Origin of the sequence: Paraburkholderia guartelaensis (assembly GCF_004353905.1) — a bacterium.
Classification (GTDB): domain Bacteria; phylum Pseudomonadota; class Gammaproteobacteria; order Burkholderiales; family Burkholderiaceae; genus Paraburkholderia; species Paraburkholderia guartelaensis.
Genome location: NZ_SMOD01000002.1, coordinates 223,702 through 240,520, shown reverse-complemented (window position 1 = coordinate 240,520; position 16,819 = coordinate 223,702). Strand labels below are relative to the sequence as shown.

Here is a 16,819-nt window from a genome sequence, read left to right as displayed (position 1 = left end):
TTCCGTGCGCTTTGCACGCGCGGGAACCTCGCGTCAACTGCGTGCCTCGCCGCGCGCCATGCTGGCGAGCACGCCGTCGCGTCGAATGAGCGCGTGAAAGAGCGCGGCGCCCAGATGCAGCAGCACGGTCGCGTAGAGCGCCATGGCAAGCCACGTATGCGCGGCGCGCAGCCATGCGTAGAGCGTGACGTTATGCGGCACGATCGGCGGCAGGTGCACGCCGCCGAACATCACGATGGGATAGCCGCCCGCCGATAGCATCGACCAGCCGATCAGCGGCATCGCGATCATCAGCGCATAGAGCACGAGATGCGAGGCGTGCGCGCCAAGGCGCTGCCAGATGGGCAGATCGGCGGGCAAGGGCGGCGCGCCGCGCGTGAGCCGCACGGCCAGGCGTAGCAGCACGAGCGCGAGCAGCGCGATACCCAGCGGCCGGTGGAGCGCGAGCAGCGTGTCATGCATCCGCGAGACGGTCGACACCATTCCCACGCCAACGAACAGCATCGTAACGATCAGGACTGCCATCGACCAATGCAGTAGGCGCTGGAGTGCGCTGAAGTGTTGGCCCGGTTGTTTCATGGCTGCGCGTCTCCATGCGTTTGCGTGAGGTTGGCTTCTTCACGCGTGCGTCGATTGAACGAAACGGCATACGCTGCCGAACGGGCGGCGAGCAAGGGGTCGTCCGAGGGTTTGAGGCCGTTGGGCAGGATGGTCGGATCGTAGTTCACGTCGCGGCACATGCCGTTGGCTTGCGGTTCGGCGCGCTGCAATACCAGCGTGCCGGCGTCGATCTGCTGGCGGTCAGCGGGCCATGACTGCGTGGCATCGTTCGTGGGGTCGCCGGGGGCTGCGACCGTGAGCACCAGATGCCAGCGTAGCGGTCCCCCGGCGAAACGCGTGGAGAAGTCGTCGGCGAGGAAGTTCGGATTGGCTTTTTCAGCCGGCGTTTGCGGTGCATACGCGACTTCCGGCACGGTCTGCCAGCGCACGGCATGCTGGTTGCCGGCGGCGTCTGTCGCGATGAACGCGTTGACGCTGTAGAACGCCGTGTTCGCGAAACTGGAGGAGGGCGGGTGCGCCTTCAGCCACTGGCGGAACGGCAGCGTTTCCGGGTTCGCCTGGAAGAAGGCGTCGAGCTTCGCGGGGTCGGGCTTGCCCGTCGCCGGGTCCGGTTTCGAGGCGACCAGCTGGGTATAGAACTGCTTCGGGGTGCGAACGACGAAGATAGGTACGGAATTCATGCCGGTGCGCCACTGCTCGCCGTCCTGCAGCTGGAACAGCAGCGCCATGCTGCGCACTGGCGTGCTCGCGTCCGGCGCGGCAGGGTTGCTGCCGGGAATGGCGAAGCGTCCGATCACGGGCGTGCGGCCTGGCGCGAACACCGCCGCGCGCGAGACTTGCGCGCCATTGCCGTTGCTTTCGAACCAGCCTTCCACGCAAAGCCCCTTGGCGTGATTGCGCCGATACCCCGTATGGATGCCGTAGTTCGACTCGAACGTATTGATGATATGCGGCGCGGTGATGCGCTTCGGCGTGAGCCAGCCGGCCGTCCACGCAAATGCCGCGCCAGCGCAACCCACCACGGCCGCAATGGCCGCGAGCCGGCATGGCACGCAGATCGAGGCGCGGTTCACGGGCGGGCTCCTCTGCACGCGCGCTGCAACGCAAACGAAAGCGAAAAGTGTGCGAGTGTGTGCATGATAGATCCAGTCGATGGCCCGAGGGCCGTTACTGGCGTCAACAACACCTCACTGCGGTTTATTCCATGCCCAAATCGAAATCGTGCAACGATGCGCGGGCGCGTGGGTTTACAGCGCTGAAAGCGTTGAGCGAAACAGACGCGCGAAGGAGAGAGCGATGCTGACTGGCGGCTGTTTATGCGGCAAGGTCCGCTACCAGATTTCGGCTGCGCCGGTTGGCAGCACGGTATGCCATTGCGTGGATTGCCGGCGTGCAACAGGTGCGCCGTTCGTCGGCTGGCTCAGTGTGCCGTGGAGCGCGTTCCGGCTCGTTGCGGGCGCAACGAAAACGCATGCGTCGAGTCCGGGTGTCGAGCGCGCGTTCTGCGCCGACTGCGGCACGCCGCTCACTTACCGGCATGCCGCGTTCGCGGGCGAGATCGACATCGCGACAGGCACACTCGATCGTCCCGACGACGCGCCGCCCGACAATCACAGCTGGACCTCGCAAAAGCTGGCCTGGGTGCAGCTCGCTGACGGCTTGCCGCAATATCCGCGTGCGCTTCCCGGGCCGTAAGCCGGAGAAGCGCGCGCGTTTTCAGCGTAAATCGGTCAACGATGCTCGGTCACGAACTTCGTGACGAGATAGGCTTCCATCGCTTCGCTGCCGCCTTCCGAGCCGTAACCCGAGTCCTTCACGCCACCGAACGGCGTTTCCGGCAGGGCGAGGCCGTGGTGGTTGATCGACAGCATGCCGGTTTCCACGTCGTCGGAGAGAGCGGCCGAAGTCGCGCTCGAACGCGTGTAGGCATACGCGGCGAGACCGTACGGAAGACGGTTCGCTTCGACGATCGCGTCCTTGTAGCTCGAGAAACGCGAGATCGGCGCGATCGGGCCGAACGGCTCTTCGTTCATGATGCGCGCGGAGAGCGGCACGTCGGTGAGCACGGTCGGTGCGAAGAAGTAGCCTTCGCGGCCCACGCGCTCGCCGCCCGTCAGCACCTTCGCGCCCTGTTCGCGCGCGTCGGCCACGAGGCGTTCCATGGCGGCGAGGCGGCGGTCGTTCGCGAGCGGGCCCATCTGCACGCCGTCTTCGAGACCGTTGCCTACCTTGATCGCGCGCGTCGTCGCGACGAAATGCTCGACGAACTCGTCATACGCGGCGTCTTCCACCATGAAGCGCGTGGGCGAGATGCATACCTGGCCCGCGTTGCGGAACTTCGCGCTCGCGAGCAGCTTGGCGGCGCGCGGCACGTCGGCGTCGGCGAACACGATGGCGGGGGCGTGGCCGCCCAGTTACATCGTGGCGCGCTTCATGTACTCGCCGGCCTTCGAGGCGAGCAGCTTGCCCACCGGCGTCGAGCCCGTGAACGAGATCTTGCGGATCGCCGGATGCGCGATCAGGTACGACGACACTTCCGAAGGCACGCCGAACACGAGGTTCAGCACGCCTGCGGGCAGGCCCGCATCAGCGAATACCTTCACGAGTTCGGCGCAGCTGGCCGGCGTTTCTTCCGGTCCCTTGAGCACGACGGTACAGCCCGAGGCGAGCGCGGCCGACACCTTGCGCACGGCCTGGTTGAGCGGGAAGTTCCAGGGCGTGAACGCGGCGACCGGACCCACCGGCTCGCGCGTGACGATCTGGCGAACGGCGTCCGAGCGCGAGGGAATCACGCGGCCATAGGTGCGGCGGCCTTCTTCGGCGAACCAGTCGATCGTGTCTCCGCCTGCAAGCGTTTCGAGCTTCGCTTCGCCAAACGGCTTGCCCTGCTCGCGCGTCATGATCGCGGCGATGTCGTCTGCGCGGTCGCGCAGCAGTTGCGCGGCGCGGCGCATGAGCTTGCTGCGCTCGAGCGGCGAGACCTTGCGCCATTCGCGGAAGGCACGCTCGGCTGCGGTGGCCGCATCCGAAAGATCCTGTTCGCTTGCGAGGCTCAGGCGGCCGATTTCCGCTTCGGTCGCGGGGTCGATCACAGCGATCGTCTTCGCGCCGGCGCGCCATGCGCCGTCGATGTAGATCTGGGTGTCGGGATAGGGCTTCACGCTGGAACTCATGATGGGACGATCCTTTTCAACGGTTCAACGACAGGCTCTCGCCGCGCGCACGGCAATGCGCGCGGGCGGGCGCCGGAAAATGCGGAGCGCCCATTGTGCCACTGGATCGCCGATGCTGCAGGGCGTGCCATTGAGAAGGGTGCGCTGCCCCTTTTTACCCACACTGTGAGACGGAACGGAATTTCTGCGCAAATACGCAAAAAAAGCGGCGCCCGAAGGCGCCGCAAATAGAGAAACAGAAAAGAAATCGTAAAACCGCGTCTTGCTCTGGGCTCAGCTCAGTTTCGTGACCGGCGCGACGGCCGCGGGGTCGCTGATGCTCGGCCGGCCGTTCTCGATGTGTCCCGCGAAGCGCCAGGCGTACGTCGCGTCGTCGCGGCTCGTGACCGTGAGGTCGTACCAGTGATGGCTCGCGGCGAGAACCCAGACTTCGTCGATTTGCGCGCCGGCCGGCACGACGACATTGCGCTCGTGCGCGCCATAGGCGTTGTCGGTCACGTTCAGGTGCGCGACGCTCGTGCCCGCGTTCGAGAACCTGAGGAACAGGTTGCCGTTGGCCACGTCGTAGTGCGCCGTCACGGCAGGCGCCGGTGCGCGGCCCGATTTACCCGGACCCGATTGCGCGGCCGTACCCGCAAAGCGGCGCAGGAAGCCGTTCGGGCCATGCACCTCGAATGCATAGACGCCGTTCGTCACGGTGAGATCCCACGTGTCGTCGAGCGACTTGCCCGCTTCGACCGTATAGCGCCACGGGCCGTCGCTGCGGTTCGTGCCGTACACGTAGAAGTGCGCGCCCTGGCGGCCCTTGTTCGCGAACGTAATCGAAAGCGTGTTGTTCTGCGCTTCGGGCTTCGCGTTCACATGAAGCTCGTAGGGCAACGCGCGCGCGTAGCGCACGCCGGGCTCCTGCGCATCGATCGGCAGCGGCGTGGCCGGCACCGTGGGCGCCGAGTTGGCCGAGCACTGGTTGTCGGCGAGCGCCATGTAGTTGCTCGTGTCGGGCAGCGTGGGCATCGTGGCGTCGGGCGTGCGGAAATCGAAGCACGTGGTGAGGTCGCCGCACACCGCGCGGCGCCACGCCGTGATGTTGGGCTCATGCACGCCGAAACGCGCCTCGATGAAGCGGATCACCGAAGTGTGGTCGAACACCTGCGAGCAGACGAAGCCGCCCTTGGTCCACGGCGAGACGACCGTCATCGGCACGCGCGGTCCGAGGCCATAGGGCAGGCCGTCGGCGGTGTACTTGCCGCCGCGGCCCGCCGGGTTGATCACGTTGTGAATTTCGCCGTCCACGCTCACCGTCGACTTGCCCTGCGTGGACGTCGTGGGCGGCTGCGGCGGCACGATATGGTCGAAGAAGCCGTCGTTCTCGTCATACATGATGAAGAGCACGGTCTTGCTCCACACATCGGGATTCGAAGTCAGCGCTTCGATGATCTGCGAGGTGTATTCCGCGCCATAGGCCGGCGTGTACTTCGGGTGCTCCGAGAATGCCGCCGGCGGCAGCAGCCACGAGACTTGCGGCAAATTGTTCTGGAGTACGTCGTTTTTCAGATCCGCGATGGTGCGCACCGTTTGCGCGCGCTGGTAGAGCGCCGAGCCGGGCTGCGCGTTGATGAAGTTCGCGAAGTTCTGCAGGATGTTCGTGCCGTAGTTGCCGTTCAGCGGGTCGCTGCCGTTCGTGCCCTGCTGGTAGATCTGCCAGGAGATACCGGCGGCCTGCAGGCGCTCGGGGTAGGTCGTCCACGAAAGCTCCTGGTACGTGGGCGGCACGTCGCCATCCACGTAGTCGTTGTTGTCGAGCAGCGGGCCGCCCATCGTGCCGGTCGGATCGACCATGCCGGTCATCAGATACGAGCGGTTCGGGTGCGTCGGGCCAGGCAGCGAGCAGAAGTAGTTGTCGCACACCGTGAAGGCGTCGGCCAGCGCGTAGTGGAACGGAATGTCCGCGCGCAGGTAATAGCCCATCGTCATGTCGGTCTTGTACTGCGGCCACTGGTTGTACAGACCGTTATTGATCGCATACTGCGTGGGATACCACGAGTGGTCGAGGTCGCCCACACATTGCGCGCTCGTCTTGAACGTGTCGAGGTGGAACGGCAGCACGGGCTTCGTGGCGTCTTCCTTCGAAGGCTGATACCACACCGGCAGGCCGCCCGGCAGCGGAATGGGCAGGCGGTCGTTATAGCCGCGCACGCCGCGCATATGGCCGAAGTAATGGTCGAACGAACGGTTCTCCTGCATGAACACGACGATGTGCTCGACATCGCGGATCGTGCCCGTGCGCGAATTGGCCGGAATGGCCAGCGCATTGCGGATCGACTCGGGAAGAACGGTCATCGCTGCGGCGGCGGCGCCCGATTGCGCGACGGTCTGCAGGAAACGGCGACGGCTGTTTGACGTCATTGTTGCTCACCTTTCTGCTTGGGGTTGGAGTGTCGTGCCCTACGGCGTACTCGCACAAGGGCACGCAGGTGCAATGCTTCAATGGCTGGATGTTGCGGGACTGCTGGGATCGTTGCCGTTGCTGGCCTGGGTCTGCGCGCTGTCTCCTGGCGCGTAGCTCAAGACTGGCGTGACCTGGTCGCTGTCGGCGGCGAGGCTCGCCTGTGCGCCTTGCACGGGGTCGCTCGCGGTGTTCGCGGCGGTTGCCGCGTTCGCGCCATAAGCGGGTATGGCGCTCGGGTTCGTCGAGGTGTTCGTCGACGCGTTTGCCAACGTGTTCGCCGCCGTGTTCGTGTCGGGCGTCGGCAACGGCATGATCCGCGCGCTATTCGCCAATGGCGATTGCGTTGCGGCGCTCTGGCTTTCCGAGGTATCCGGCGTCGACGAAGCGGCCGACGAGCTGTCGCCCGGGCCGCATGCATCGAGCATGATGGTTGCGAGTACAACGAGCACCGCGGTCGACAGGGTCGTCGACACGCGTTTTTGAAGGCGTATTCTCATGTGCGCATCCGTTCTGTGGGGATGGGTCGCGCACAGTTTCGCCGTCGTTGAAGAAAGAATTGTGAAACGCACGAAAACGTTTGCATGCGATGAATTTCCTTTGCAAACGTGCTGTGCGAAAACCAATCGCTGCCGATCTTCAGCTAACGAAATGCTTTCACTCTGCGGAGCCGTTTTCGTGAGCGGGACGCAGCACGTCGGTCGCGCGATGCGGCATCTCGACCTGATCGATCAAGAAGACTTCGCCGCGCGAGTGCTCCGCGCGCAGCGGCAGGATCGCCTGATAGGCGCTCGAGCGATACCACGCGCGCGCGATCTCGCGGCTCGCGAATTCGATCATGATGAGGTCGCCGGAAAACTTGCCCTCGAGCCGCTCCACGCGTCCTCCGTGAATGATGAAGCGGCCGCCGAAGGGGGCGAGCGTGGCGTCGATCTTCTCCAGATATTCGACGATGGCGGGGCAAGGTTCGACGTCGCGCAGATGGGCAATGGCGTAGGCGGTCATGGCAGGTCTCGTGAGCGTGAAGGGTGGGTCGACGCTTGCGAGAATAGGGCGCGACGGGCAGGGAATCGATTACCTGGGAGGTAAAGACCGCGGGTGCGGTGGCCCCTCCTCTCGATTAATCCTGTCTCGAAAGGTTTTTTTCTTGACCTGTATCGGGCTAAGGCGCGATTTACCTAATTCCCATTGCATCTTCATTGCACAGGAGACTTCCCTCGGGTAGAAGTGTGGGTTCGCCGTTCTAATCGCGCATGGCTGTTCAAATGGCCCGGTTGTGGCGCGAGGCTCATTCGCTTTTCCAGGGAGTATTTCGATATGCCAATTCCTGCTCATTTATGGCTTAAAGATGATGGTGGCGCAGATATCAGGGGCTCGTCGACGGTTGAAAGTCGTGAAGGGAGTATCGAAATCATCAGCTTCAGTCACGGAGTCAACCTTCCCGTGGACAGCATCGCCGGAAAAGTAACCGGTGCGCGCACGCATGCGCCGATGGTGATCGAGAAGGAATTTGATGCCTCCAGCCCTTATCTTTATAAAGCAGTATCTAGAGGGCAAACGCTGAAATCAGCGGAAATAAAGTGGTATCGCATAAATGACGCCGGCAAGGAAGAGGTGTATTTCATCATGCTCCTGGAGGGCGTGAAAATCACTGGTGTCAATCCCGGTATGGTTAATATCAAGCTAGCACAAGCATCGGCGCTGAATCACGTTGAATGTGTTTCCATGATGTACGATCGCATCACGTGGCACTACACGGACGGAAACATAAAACACACCGACGCATGGACTGAGCGCTGATTATTGGGAGAGGCGTCAAATGGCCCTGCAAGGGAAGTTCCTCGTGAACGACGCGCCTTTCTCGCCTTTGGCGATTTGCGGAGTCGGAACGTTTAGTGCATTCTCGGGTAACGGTATATATCGTAACCGGGGAGGGTGTACGGCAATTCCGGACAACGGTCCGATCCCTTCCGGTCGATACTGGATAGTGGACCGGCCTAAAGGTGGAGTCGGGTCGCAGGCCTGGACCTGGACCAAAGATGCGTGGAATACCGTCACTGGTATCCCTTCTCATCATTCAGAGTGGTTCGCGCTTTACCGAGACGACGACAAGATTGACGATTTCACCTGGGTTAAAGGCATAGAGCGCGGGCACTTCCGCTTGCATCCGGCTGGAGGCCGCGGTATCTCGTTAGGCTGCATCACTTTGCCGAGTTATGCCGATTTCGCGAGGATCCGGCAGGCTCTGTTGCACACACCTGCCGTCTCGGCTCGTAACTCGGGGCTTCGCGCTTATGGAACCATCGAGGTAATAGCATATGGCGACACTTGCCCGTAGGCTCGCCAAAGTGACATTGTTCGTCAGTTTGTTTTTGCTTTCCGTTCGCTATGTCCATACGTATCCGCTGCGGATGCCTGAGCGCCAGCTTTCCGTGTGGCTATCTGTTTCAAACCGCATGGGTATCCGGGATCCGGACGATCTCTACATTCCAGTGATGCTAATTGCAGAACTCGTCGTTACGCTTTTTCTATATGCGACGATCGTCAAAATCTGGCGCTACTACTGGACAAAGCGCCGGGGCATGACGGCCCGAGGCTAACCGTGACGATCCGCTCAGGTTCGAGCGGCGATGTCCATGCAAATGTCTATTGTGGCGTGGGTCAATCGCCGGGCATCTCTGAGAGTAAAATACCCGTCATTCGCCCTCCGGATCGAGACGTTTTCGCCTTTCGCCGCCGCCATGAACCCGTCACCCGAGAATAAACCCGCGCGCAAGCAGCCGCCCAAGTGGCTGCTGAACACCCTCACCGCGCTCGTGGGCGTGCTTACGCTCGCGCTGGGTATCGGCTGGATCGTCTACAAGTGGGTCGTCGATCTGGAGATTCCGTACTTCGCCATTCCGCTCGTCATGTGCGTGCCGGTGATCACCGCAGTGGCGTTCCGCAACATCTGGGATTGAGGCGCGCGAGCGCCTCTCTCATCCCCCTAAGCTCCGCGAATACTCAAACGCCGAAGCGCTCCGCACACGCCACGCGCACGCGCTCCACAACGGCGCTCCATGCTTCGTTCATGCGCTGGCGGAACAGGCGCATCGTGCCCGGATACCACGGCGAGTCTTCGCGCTCGTGCATCCAGCGCCAGTCCAGGTCGTACTGCGGCAGCAGCACCCAGCACGGCTTGCCGAGCGACGCCGCCAGATGCGCCGTGGACGTATCCACGCAAATCACGAGATCGAGCTGCGCGATGATCGCCGCGGTATCGACGAAATCGCGCACGTCGGTGCCCAGATGCAGCAGCGGCAGGCTTGCAGGCGGATTCTGCGCTTCGTCTTCTCCCTGACCTTTTTGCAGGCTCACGAACTGCACGCCCGGCAGGTTCCAGAGCGGAGCGAGCGCGGCAAGCGAGGGCAGCGAGCGGTGCGCGTCGTTGAAATGCTTCGGGTTGCCCTTCCAGATGATGCCGATGCGCGGGCCCGGCGAGAGCGCGGCGAGGCGCTCGCCCCAGTGCTCGACGAGCGCCGGCTCGGGCGTGTAGACGAGCGGCGCGGGGATTGTCTCCAGCGTCGTGCCCAGGCGGTGAGGCACGCTGATCGGGCTCACCCAGCAGTCGAACTGGCCGGATGCGGCCGCGCCGGCTTCATGGTCGAGCACGATGTCGATGCCTTCCACGCCGCGAAAGAGCCGCTGCAGGGGCGGCTGGCAGGCGAACGCGACGTGCGCCGCGCCCTGTGCCTTGAGTACGCGCGCATAGCGACCGAATTGCAGCATGTCGCCGAGGCCGTCTTCCTGCCACAGCAGCAGCGATTTGCCGGCGAGCGGCTCGCCCTGCCAGCCGGGACACTGCAGCAGACGTTGCGTCGCGTGATGCACGAAGCCGGGCATGGTGTAGCGGCATTCGTAGCGCGCGAAGCCTTCTTCGAAGCGGCCCATGCTGATGAGCAGCGTGGCGAGGCGGAATTTCGCGTCGCCGTATTCCGGGTTCGCGTCGAGCGCGCGGCGGTAGCCGGCTTCCGCTTCGTCGAGCCGGCCGTATTCCTTGTGCAGGCTCGCGATATTGAAGTGCGCCTCGGCGAAATCGGGCCGCACGGCAATGGCTTCGTGCAGCACATCGAGCGCTTCGGCGCGGCGGCCGAGCGCCATCAGCACACAGGCGAGATTGTTATAAGCCTCGACGCGGCCCGGCAGGCGGCGCAGCGTCTCGCGATACGCCGCTTCGGCCTCGGGCATCCGCTCGAGCGTATGCAGCGCGACGCCGAGGTTGTACTGCGCTTCGGCGTGGTTCGGCGCGAGTGCGAGCGTCTGGCGGAAAGCCGCCTCCGCCTCGGGCACGCGCTTGAGGTCGGTGAGCACGCAACCGAGGTTGTTCAGCGCATCGACAAAATTGGGGCGAATCTGCAGCGCGAGGCGCACCGCGAGTTCCGCTTCGGTGAGCTTGCCGGATGCCTTGAGCAGCGTGGCGAGATTGTTGAGCGCCTCCGGATACTGCGGGTGGATCAGCAGGGACTGGCGAAAGGCCTCGGCGGCTTCGTCGCCGCGCGACTTGTCCCGCAGTAGTGTGCCCAGCGCGTTGTACGCCTTCGCATGGCGCGCATTCGCAGCGATGGCGGCACGAAGCGCGCTTTCGGCTTCTGCGTGGCGGCCTTGTCCTTGCAGCAGGAGGCCGAGGTTGTAGTGGGCGTCGGCGTGAGTGGGGCAGTCAGCGAGCACGGCGCGAAAAGCGGCTTCGGCTTCTGCGTGGCGCGCCTGGCGCTGGAGGACGACGCCCAGGTTGCTGCGCGCGTCGGCATCGGCGGGCGTGAGGCTCAGCAACCGTTCATAGAGCGCCTGGGCTTGGTCGAGGACGCCGAGCGCCGCAAAGAGTGCGGCGAGACCGTTGTATGCCTGCGCGAAGTCGGGCTTTGCCGCGAGGCAGCGCTGCCACAACGCCTGGGCGCGCGCCGCGTCGCCCGTGCCCATTGCGCTCAGGGCCGCGAGATTGAGCGCCGGCGCGAGCGCGGCGTCGTCCGTTGCCCCGTGCTGGCCGCCGACATGCGGTTCGAGCAATGCGAGCGCGTCGGCAAAGCGGTGCGCTTCGCAGTGCGCATTGGCTTCACGCAGGATGTCGTCGAGGGCGGGCGCGAAGGGCGTCGAAATGGTCACAGTGAAAATCGTAAGAGACGGGGCGCGGCGCGTGGGCGACACGGACTATGCGGCAGTGTCGAGATTACGACAGCTCGTGCGCAGTCAACGGCGCGAATTGAGCGCATCCGGTGCGCTTATTCGGGCGATAGGTGCATCTGGCCCGCAAAAGCTTGCAGATGGCTTGCAAAATGGAGCGAGCGCCCGGGGTAGACCGCAAGGGGACGTTTCGGGCGCTTGCGCGCGCAGGAGGGTTATCGACGCCGTGGGTCGATCTCTCCGATTGATTCGAATTCCGAATGATTTTCTATCGCGCGCGCCGAACCAGGCCGCGCGCGATGAAACGCATCAGGGCACCAGTATCTGCCGCCCGACCACCTTGCCTTGCACGAGCGCTTCGAACGCCTCGTTGATTTCCGTGAGCGGCCGCGTGGAGACGGGCGAGGGCTGCATCTTGCCTTCGCGCATCAGCGTCACGAGTTCGCGCAGCTCGGGCAGCGTGCCCACGTAGCTGCCCTCGATCCTCAGCGGCCGCATCGGGATGATGGGCAGCGAGAGCGTGAGGTCGCCGCCCATGAGCCCGACGATCACCACGTGACCGCCGCGCCCGCAGGAGTCGAGTGCGAGCTTGACGGTGGGTGTCGCGCCCACGAGATCGAGCACCGCGCGTGCGCCGCCGCCCGTTGCTGCGATGATCTGTTGCACGGCGTCGTCCGCGCGCGCATCGATGGCAGCGAGCGCGCCCGCCGCAAGCGCGGCTTCGCGCTTGGCGGGGTCCACGTCCACGACGATCGCGCCTTGTGCGCCCATCGCCTTGAGCACTTCGAGCGCCATCATGCCAAGCCCGCCCGCGCCGATCACGACCACGGGGCCTTCGTGGATACGCGCGCCGAACTTCTTCACCGCCGAATACGTCGTCACGCCCGCGCAGGCGAGCGGCGCGGCCTTCACGGGATCGAGGCCGGCGAGATCCACGAGGTAGCGCGGATGCGGCACGATCACGTAATCCGCAAAGCCGCCGTCGCGCAGCACGCCAAGCGACTGCGGCTTCGAGCAGATGTTCTCTTCGCCGCGATTGCAGGCCGCGCATGCGCCGCAGCCGATCCACGGATGCACGACTGCCGACGTGCCCTTCGCGAGCGCTTCCGACGCGGCTTGCGCGTCGGGGCCAAGTGCCACGACCTCGCCGCAGATTTCATGGCTCGGCGTGAGCGGCAGCTTGATGCCGCGATCGGCGAGCGAGAGTTTCTTGCCGCCGCCCAGGTCGTAATAGCCCTCCCAGATGTGCAGATCGGAGTGGCACAGGCCAGCGGCCTTCACGCGCAGCAAGACCTCGGTGCCTTTGGGCTCGGGCACGTCGCGCTCGACCAGCTCGAGCGGCTTGCCATGATGGATAACGCAGTAACAGCGCATTTGCATCGATGTCTCCGTGAGTGTTGTGTACGGCGGCCATGCCCGGCCAGACGATTGCGGCGTCTTTGCATCATAGCCGATGCGATCCAAATTCGTCCGGTCGTTCTATTTTGTGCTGCTGCGCGCTTGATTTGTCAGCGGGCAGACATGCGCTTTCGGCGTAGATCGTTGCATAGCTAACTATATTGGGGTATTCTGTGGCCATGTTCGATCATTGCCTTTACTTCAACACCACGGCGCTCGCGCGGCGCCTCGAGCGCGAATGGGCGCAAGCCTTCGAGTGCTTCGAACTCACGCCGCCGCAGGGTTTCATGCTGCGCGCCGTGCTGGAGCGTCCCGGTTTGCCTCAGCGCGAACTGGCCGATCTGCTCTCCATCGCGCGCCCCACGGCCACGCGCGTGCTCGACGGCCTGGAGGCGCGCGGCTACGTCGAGCGCCAGCGTACGGATGGCGACGGCCGCGAAGTGGCGATCGTGCCCACGGCGCAGGCCATCGCGATCCGCGAGGCGCTCAATGCGGCGAGCGCGACGGTCGCGAGCCGCCTGAAGCGCACGCTCGGCGGCGAGGCGTTCGTGGATACGGTGTCGCGTCTGCGCACGGCGCGCGCGACGCTGGGCTGATGTTGGGCTGAAATCGCGCGGCACGCGTTATGCGCAGCAACGCTTCAGAAGGGCATTAACGAGTAGGGAGTGGCATCATGCGGCGCATCGGCGCTTTCTGTATTTCAACCTGGCTTGCGGCCGCGGTTCTTTTTTTCGGGCGCCATTCGGTGCCGTTGATTGCGCTCAGCGGCGTGATCGTGTTCGCCGGCTTCGATCTCTTTCGTCCGGATTCGGGCGACCAGTAAAGCCAAAAGCATGCTGCGAGCGCCCCGCATGAAGCGCGGCGCTCGCGGTCCTTCACATTACATCTCTTCGGCCCACGACATGCTTTCGCGCGCGAGCAGCGCCGACGATGCCGCCGGCCCGAACGTGCCCGCCGTGTAAGTGCGCGGGCGGTCGTTCAGTTCCTTCCAGCCGTCGAGAATCGGCTCGACCCACGTCCATGCGGCTTCCAGTTCGTCGCGGCGCATGAAGTGCGTGAGGCGGCCGCGAATCACGTCGATCAGCAAGCGCTCGTAGGCTTCCGCGCGGCGCTCGGGAATGGCCTGCTGCAGGTCGAGATTCAGGCTCACGGGCAGCATGTTCATGCCGCTGCCCGGCTCCTTCGCGAGCATCTGCAGCTGGATCGACTCTTCCGGCTGAAGCTGGATCACGAGACGGTTGCCGTAATTGCGCGGGCCGCTCGGGAAGATCGAGAACGGCAGGTCCGCGAATTCGATCACGATTTCCGACTGGCGCTTCTGCATGCGCTTGCCCGTGCGCAGGAAGAACGGCACGTTGGCCCAGCGCCAGTTGTTGATGTGCGCGCGCAGTGCGACGAACGTTTCCGCCTTGCTGTCGGCCGGCACGTTGTCTTCCTGCAGATAACCCTTCACCGGCTGGCCGTCCACGGCGCCCGCCGCGTACTGGCCGCGCACGGTGTCGCGTGCGATATCGGCGAGCGACATGGGGCGCAGCGAGCGCAGCACCTTGAGCTTTTCGTCGCGCACGGCGTCCGGGTCGAGCGAGACGGGCGGCTCCATCGCCACGATGCACAGCAGTTGCAGCAGGTGGTTCTGCACCATGTCGCGCAGCGCGCCCGTGTGATCGTAGAAGCCCGCGCGGCTGCCCACGCCCACCGTTTCCGCCACCGTGATCTGCACGCTGCGGATATACGGCGCCTGCCACAGCGGCCCGAAGATCGGGTTGCCGAAGCGCAGCACCATCAGGTTCTGCACCGTTTCCTTGCCCAGATAGTGGTCGATCCGGTAGATCTGCGATTCGGAGAAATGCCGGCCCACCGACTCGTTGATCTCCTTCGCCGAGGCGAGATCGTGGCCGAGCGGCTTTTCGAGCACCACGCGCGAGCTGCCGTCGATCAGACCACCCGCCGTGAGGTTGTCGCAGATCGTCGTGAACAGTTCCGGCGAAGTCGAGAGATAGAACACGCGCAGGGCATGCTCGCGCGACGCCGCCTTCAGGTTCGCGTAGTTGCCGGGATCGTTCACGTCGATGATCACGTACTGGAACAGGTTCAGATAGCGGTCCCACGCTTGCGCGTCGAACGCTTTCGCGTCGATGAACGGACGCGATTGCTCTTCCATGAACTTGCGATAGTCGTCGATCGTCCAGTTCTTGCGGCCCACGGCGATGATGCGCGTTTCCGGCGGCAGGTTGCCGTGCAGGTGCGCCATGTAGAGCGCGGGCAGCAGTTTGCGCGCGGCCAGGTCGCCTCCGCCGCCGAAAATGATCATGTCGACGGGCTGTTCGGGCAAGGCTTGGGCAGGCTGATTCGTCATGGCAGGTCGGAGGTGACGCGCGCTCGGGCAACGTTGTTGAGCACGACCGCTAGCGCGCGGTTGCAGAACCCGCACCCGGCGCAAGAGCGGGGCGCGGCGAAAACGCTAATGGTGCATGGTTTCGCGCGAGTTTGCACGCATGGCGCGAACGAGGCGTCGCGCGAGACGCCTGTCGTCGATAAACCGACCGGCCGTTCATGCATTCATCGTATGGCATCGAGCCGATCCTCACCCGAGCCCCGGCACCGCCACGCCGATGGTCGTGAGCACCAGCACGATATTGAGCGAGAGTACCGCGGCCGCGCCCGCGACGGCTGCCGCAGCCGTGAGCGCGCGGTTACGATGAGGCCCCATCACGTCGCCGCGACACGTGAACCACACGAGCGCGGCCATCGGGAAAGGCAGGGCGAGGCTCAACACGACCTGACTCATGACGAGCGCGTCGGTGGCGTTCACGCCCAGCGCCACCACGACAAAGCTCGGCACCATCGTCACCGCGCGGCGCAGCCACAGCGGAATACGAAAGTTCACGAAGCCTTGCATGATCATCTGCCCCGCGAGGGTGCCGACCACCGAACTCGAAATGCCCGAGGCGATCAGCGAGATGAGGAAGATGCTGGCGGCCGCCGCACCCAGCAGCGGCGCAAGCGTGCGGTAGGCGGTCTCGATTTCGGCGACATCCGCGTAGCCCTGGTGGAACGCGCCGGAGGCCATCACCACCATCGCCATGTTGATGAGCCCGGCCACCGAAAGCGCGACCACGACCTCGACGTTAGAAAACTTCACGAGGCGTTTGCGCTCGGCGTCGTTGCGTGCGAGCACACGCGCCTGGGTGAGCCCCGAATGCAGAAAGAGCGCGTGCGGCATGACCGTTGCGCCGATGATGCCTACCGCGATCGTCACGGCTTGCGCGTCGGGCAGGCGTGGCGTGGCGAGGTGGCGCAGCAGGCTTTGCCACTCGATCGGCGTAATGAAAAGCTCCAGTACATAGCAAATGCCGATCACGCCCACGAGCGCGCCGATCAGCAGTTCGAGCGGCCGGAAGCCCGCGCGCTCGAGAAACAGCAGCGCATAGGTCACGACGGCCGTCACTGCCATGCCCGCGATCAGCGGCAGATGAAAGAGCAGCGCAAGGCCGATCGCGCCGCCGAGGAATTCGGCGAGATCGGTGGCCATGGCCGCGATTTCGCTCACGCCCCACATGAGCCACACGAGCGGCGTGGGCAGGCTGTCACGGCACAGTTCGGCGAGATTGCGCCCCGTGGCGATGCCGAGCTTCGCGGAGAGCCCCTGAAACAGCATGGCGATCACGTTGGCGAGCAGCACGACCCAGAGCAGCGCGTAGCCGTAGCGCGCGCCGGCCTGGATGTTGGTCGCGATATTGCCGGGGTCGATATAGGCCACCGAGATGACCACGGCCGGACCAGCGAGCGGCAGCAGAAGGGCGACGCCGCGGCGGCGTCCTTCGAGCGCTTCGCGCACCGCGGCGGCCGTGTTGCGGGTGAGGCCGTCGGGGGCGCGCTGCACCTCGTCATCGCGGGCGCGATGATCCATGCAACTTCTCACGCGCGCCGGGGTCTGATGGCGCAGCCCATCGCCCTGTGGCACGCATCGAGCATGTGTGAATACGTTGAAAGTGCGTCATCGGAATCGGGCCCTCACGCGTTAAGCAGGCAATCCGCGCGCCTGCCTTGGCGATATCTCAGCACAAACCGGCGCGGCGCGCCT

16 protein-coding genes and 1 pseudogene are annotated in these 16,819 nt (G+C 64.5%); 7 read left to right on the top strand and 10 right to left on the bottom strand.

Features of this window, described 5'->3' with window-relative positions:
- Positions 1–33 precede the first annotated feature (33 nt).
- Both E1N52_RS03315 and E1N52_RS03310 read right to left on the bottom strand, forming a co-directional pair.
- Positions 34–579: a cytochrome b gene (locus E1N52_RS03315; RefSeq protein WP_133180148.1), complete on the bottom strand. Its 546-nt coding sequence runs from the start codon at positions 577–579 to the stop codon at positions 34–36.
- Positions 576–1,634, bottom strand: coding sequence for a catalase family peroxidase (locus E1N52_RS03310; protein WP_246088936.1), 1,059 nt, complete (start codon positions 1,632–1,634; stop codon positions 576–578). The genes E1N52_RS03315 and E1N52_RS03310 overlap by 4 nt, the downstream gene beginning before the upstream one ends.
- A gap of 223 nt (positions 1,635–1,857) precedes the next feature.
- On the opposite strand from E1N52_RS03310, the gene E1N52_RS03305 reads away from it, so the two are divergent.
- On the top strand, positions 1,858–2,256 hold the full coding sequence (locus tag E1N52_RS03305; RefSeq protein ID WP_133180146.1) for a GFA family protein: 399 nt from the start codon (positions 1,858–1,860) through the stop codon (positions 2,254–2,256).
- A 35-nt stretch (positions 2,257–2,291) separates the two neighbouring features.
- Here the strand turns inward: E1N52_RS03305 and E1N52_RS03300 are convergent.
- The 4 genes and pseudogenes from E1N52_RS03300 to E1N52_RS03285 form a co-directional block, all read right to left on the bottom strand.
- A pseudogene (locus E1N52_RS03300) lies at positions 2,292–3,734 on the bottom strand (NAD-dependent succinate-semialdehyde dehydrogenase).
- Positions 3,735–4,007: 273 nt separating this feature from the next.
- Positions 4,008–6,140: a phosphocholine-specific phospholipase C gene (locus E1N52_RS03295; protein WP_133180144.1), complete on the bottom strand. Its 2,133-nt coding sequence runs from the start codon at positions 6,138–6,140 to the stop codon at positions 4,008–4,010.
- 78 nt (positions 6,141–6,218) lie between these two features.
- A complete protein-coding gene (locus E1N52_RS03290) occupies positions 6,219–6,680 on the bottom strand; it encodes a hypothetical protein (RefSeq protein ID WP_133180142.1) in 462 nt (153 codons plus the stop codon).
- A gap of 157 nt (positions 6,681–6,837) precedes the next feature.
- Entirely contained in the window at positions 6,838–7,185 is a 348-nt protein-coding gene (locus tag E1N52_RS03285; protein WP_133180140.1) for a DUF1330 domain-containing protein, read from the bottom strand.
- Positions 7,186–7,497: 312 nt separating this feature from the next.
- Between E1N52_RS03285 and E1N52_RS03280 the strand changes: the two genes are divergently transcribed.
- The 4 genes from E1N52_RS03280 to E1N52_RS03265 all read left to right on the top strand — a co-directional run bounded on the left by E1N52_RS03280 (position 7,498) and on the right by E1N52_RS03265 (position 9,140).
- Complete coding sequence (locus E1N52_RS03280) at positions 7,498–7,980, top strand: Hcp family type VI secretion system effector (protein ID WP_133180138.1); 483 nt, start codon at positions 7,498–7,500, stop codon at positions 7,978–7,980.
- A 19-nt stretch (positions 7,981–7,999) separates the two neighbouring features.
- Positions 8,000–8,518 carry a DUF2778 domain-containing protein gene (locus E1N52_RS03275; RefSeq protein ID WP_133180136.1) on the top strand — a complete coding sequence of 173 codons (519 nt, stop codon included), beginning with the start codon at positions 8,000–8,002 and terminating at the stop codon, positions 8,516–8,518.
- Entirely contained in the window at positions 8,499–8,780 is a 282-nt protein-coding gene (locus tag E1N52_RS03270) for a hypothetical protein (protein WP_133180134.1), read from the top strand. Before E1N52_RS03275 ends, E1N52_RS03270 begins: the two co-directional genes overlap by 20 nt.
- 141 nt (positions 8,781–8,921) lie before the next feature.
- Entirely contained in the window at positions 8,922–9,140 is a 219-nt protein-coding gene (locus E1N52_RS03265) for a hypothetical protein (RefSeq protein ID WP_133180133.1), read from the top strand.
- A gap of 43 nt (positions 9,141–9,183) precedes the next feature.
- Here the strand turns inward: E1N52_RS03265 and E1N52_RS03260 are convergent, their stop codons facing one another.
- Both E1N52_RS03260 and E1N52_RS03255 read right to left on the bottom strand, forming a co-directional pair.
- On the bottom strand, positions 9,184–11,319 hold the full coding sequence (locus E1N52_RS03260; RefSeq protein ID WP_133180131.1) for a tetratricopeptide repeat protein: 2,136 nt from the start codon (positions 11,317–11,319) through the stop codon (positions 9,184–9,186).
- A gap of 327 nt (positions 11,320–11,646) precedes the next feature.
- Complete coding sequence (locus E1N52_RS03255) at positions 11,647–12,711, bottom strand: alcohol dehydrogenase (protein WP_133180548.1); 1,065 nt, start codon at positions 12,709–12,711, stop codon at positions 11,647–11,649.
- A gap of 203 nt (positions 12,712–12,914) precedes the next feature.
- Here E1N52_RS03255 and E1N52_RS03250 point away from each other — a divergent pair, with 203 nt between their 5' ends.
- Positions 12,915–13,331, top strand: a complete 417-nt coding sequence (locus E1N52_RS03250) for a MarR family winged helix-turn-helix transcriptional regulator (RefSeq protein ID WP_133180547.1) — start codon at positions 12,915–12,917, stop codon at positions 13,329–13,331.
- 77 nt (positions 13,332–13,408) lie between these two features.
- Positions 13,409–13,558 carry a hypothetical protein gene (locus E1N52_RS43975; protein ID WP_165979326.1) on the top strand — a complete coding sequence of 50 codons (150 nt, stop codon included), beginning with the start codon at positions 13,409–13,411 and terminating at the stop codon, positions 13,556–13,558.
- Positions 13,559–13,615: 57 nt separating this feature from the next.
- Here E1N52_RS43975 and zwf read toward each other — a convergent pair whose 3' ends face one another.
- Positions 13,616–15,091 carry a glucose-6-phosphate dehydrogenase gene (zwf, locus tag E1N52_RS03245; protein WP_133180129.1) on the bottom strand — a complete coding sequence of 492 codons (1,476 nt, stop codon included), beginning with the start codon at positions 15,089–15,091 and terminating at the stop codon, positions 13,616–13,618.
- A gap of 228 nt (positions 15,092–15,319) precedes the next feature.
- Positions 15,320–16,645: an Nramp family divalent metal transporter gene (locus E1N52_RS03240; RefSeq protein ID WP_133180127.1), complete on the bottom strand. Its 1,326-nt coding sequence runs from the start codon at positions 16,643–16,645 to the stop codon at positions 15,320–15,322.
- Positions 16,646–16,819: the final 174 nt, after the last annotated feature.

What these genes read in the sequence shown, in the direction of transcription:
- E1N52_RS03315 (WP_133180148.1), bottom strand. Translation starts at nt 579, where the DNA reads ATGAAACAACCGGGCCAACACTTCAGCGCACTCCAGCGCCTACTGCAT.
- E1N52_RS03305 (WP_133180146.1), top strand. Translation starts at nt 1,858, where the DNA reads ATGCTGACTGGCGGCTGTTTATGCGGCAAGGTCCGCTACCAGATTTCG.
- E1N52_RS03295 (WP_133180144.1), bottom strand. Translation starts at nt 6,140, where the DNA reads ATGACGTCAAACAGCCGTCGCCGTTTCCTGCAGACCGTCGCGCAATCG.
- E1N52_RS03290 (WP_133180142.1), bottom strand. Translation starts at nt 6,680, where the DNA reads ATGAGAATACGCCTTCAAAAACGCGTGTCGACGACCCTGTCGACCGCG.
- E1N52_RS03285 (WP_133180140.1), bottom strand. Translation starts at nt 7,185, where the DNA reads ATGACCGCCTACGCCATTGCCCATCTGCGCGACGTCGAACCTTGCCCC.
- E1N52_RS03280 (WP_133180138.1), top strand. Translation starts at nt 7,498, where the DNA reads ATGCCAATTCCTGCTCATTTATGGCTTAAAGATGATGGTGGCGCAGAT.
- E1N52_RS03275 (WP_133180136.1), top strand. Translation starts at nt 8,000, where the DNA reads ATGGCCCTGCAAGGGAAGTTCCTCGTGAACGACGCGCCTTTCTCGCCT.
- E1N52_RS03270 (WP_133180134.1), top strand. Translation starts at nt 8,499, where the DNA reads ATGGCGACACTTGCCCGTAGGCTCGCCAAAGTGACATTGTTCGTCAGT.
- E1N52_RS03265 (WP_133180133.1), top strand. Translation starts at nt 8,922, where the DNA reads ATGAACCCGTCACCCGAGAATAAACCCGCGCGCAAGCAGCCGCCCAAG.
- E1N52_RS03255 (WP_133180548.1), bottom strand. Translation starts at nt 12,711, where the DNA reads ATGCGCTGTTACTGCGTTATCCATCATGGCAAGCCGCTCGAGCTGGTC.
- E1N52_RS03250 (WP_133180547.1), top strand. Translation starts at nt 12,915, where the DNA reads ATGTTCGATCATTGCCTTTACTTCAACACCACGGCGCTCGCGCGGCGC.
- E1N52_RS43975 (WP_165979326.1), top strand. Translation starts at nt 13,409, where the DNA reads ATGCGGCGCATCGGCGCTTTCTGTATTTCAACCTGGCTTGCGGCCGCG.
- zwf (WP_133180129.1), bottom strand. Translation starts at nt 15,091, where the DNA reads ATGACGAATCAGCCTGCCCAAGCCTTGCCCGAACAGCCCGTCGACATG.
- E1N52_RS03240 (WP_133180127.1), bottom strand. Translation starts at nt 16,645, where the DNA reads ATGGATCATCGCGCCCGCGATGACGAGGTGCAGCGCGCCCCCGACGGC.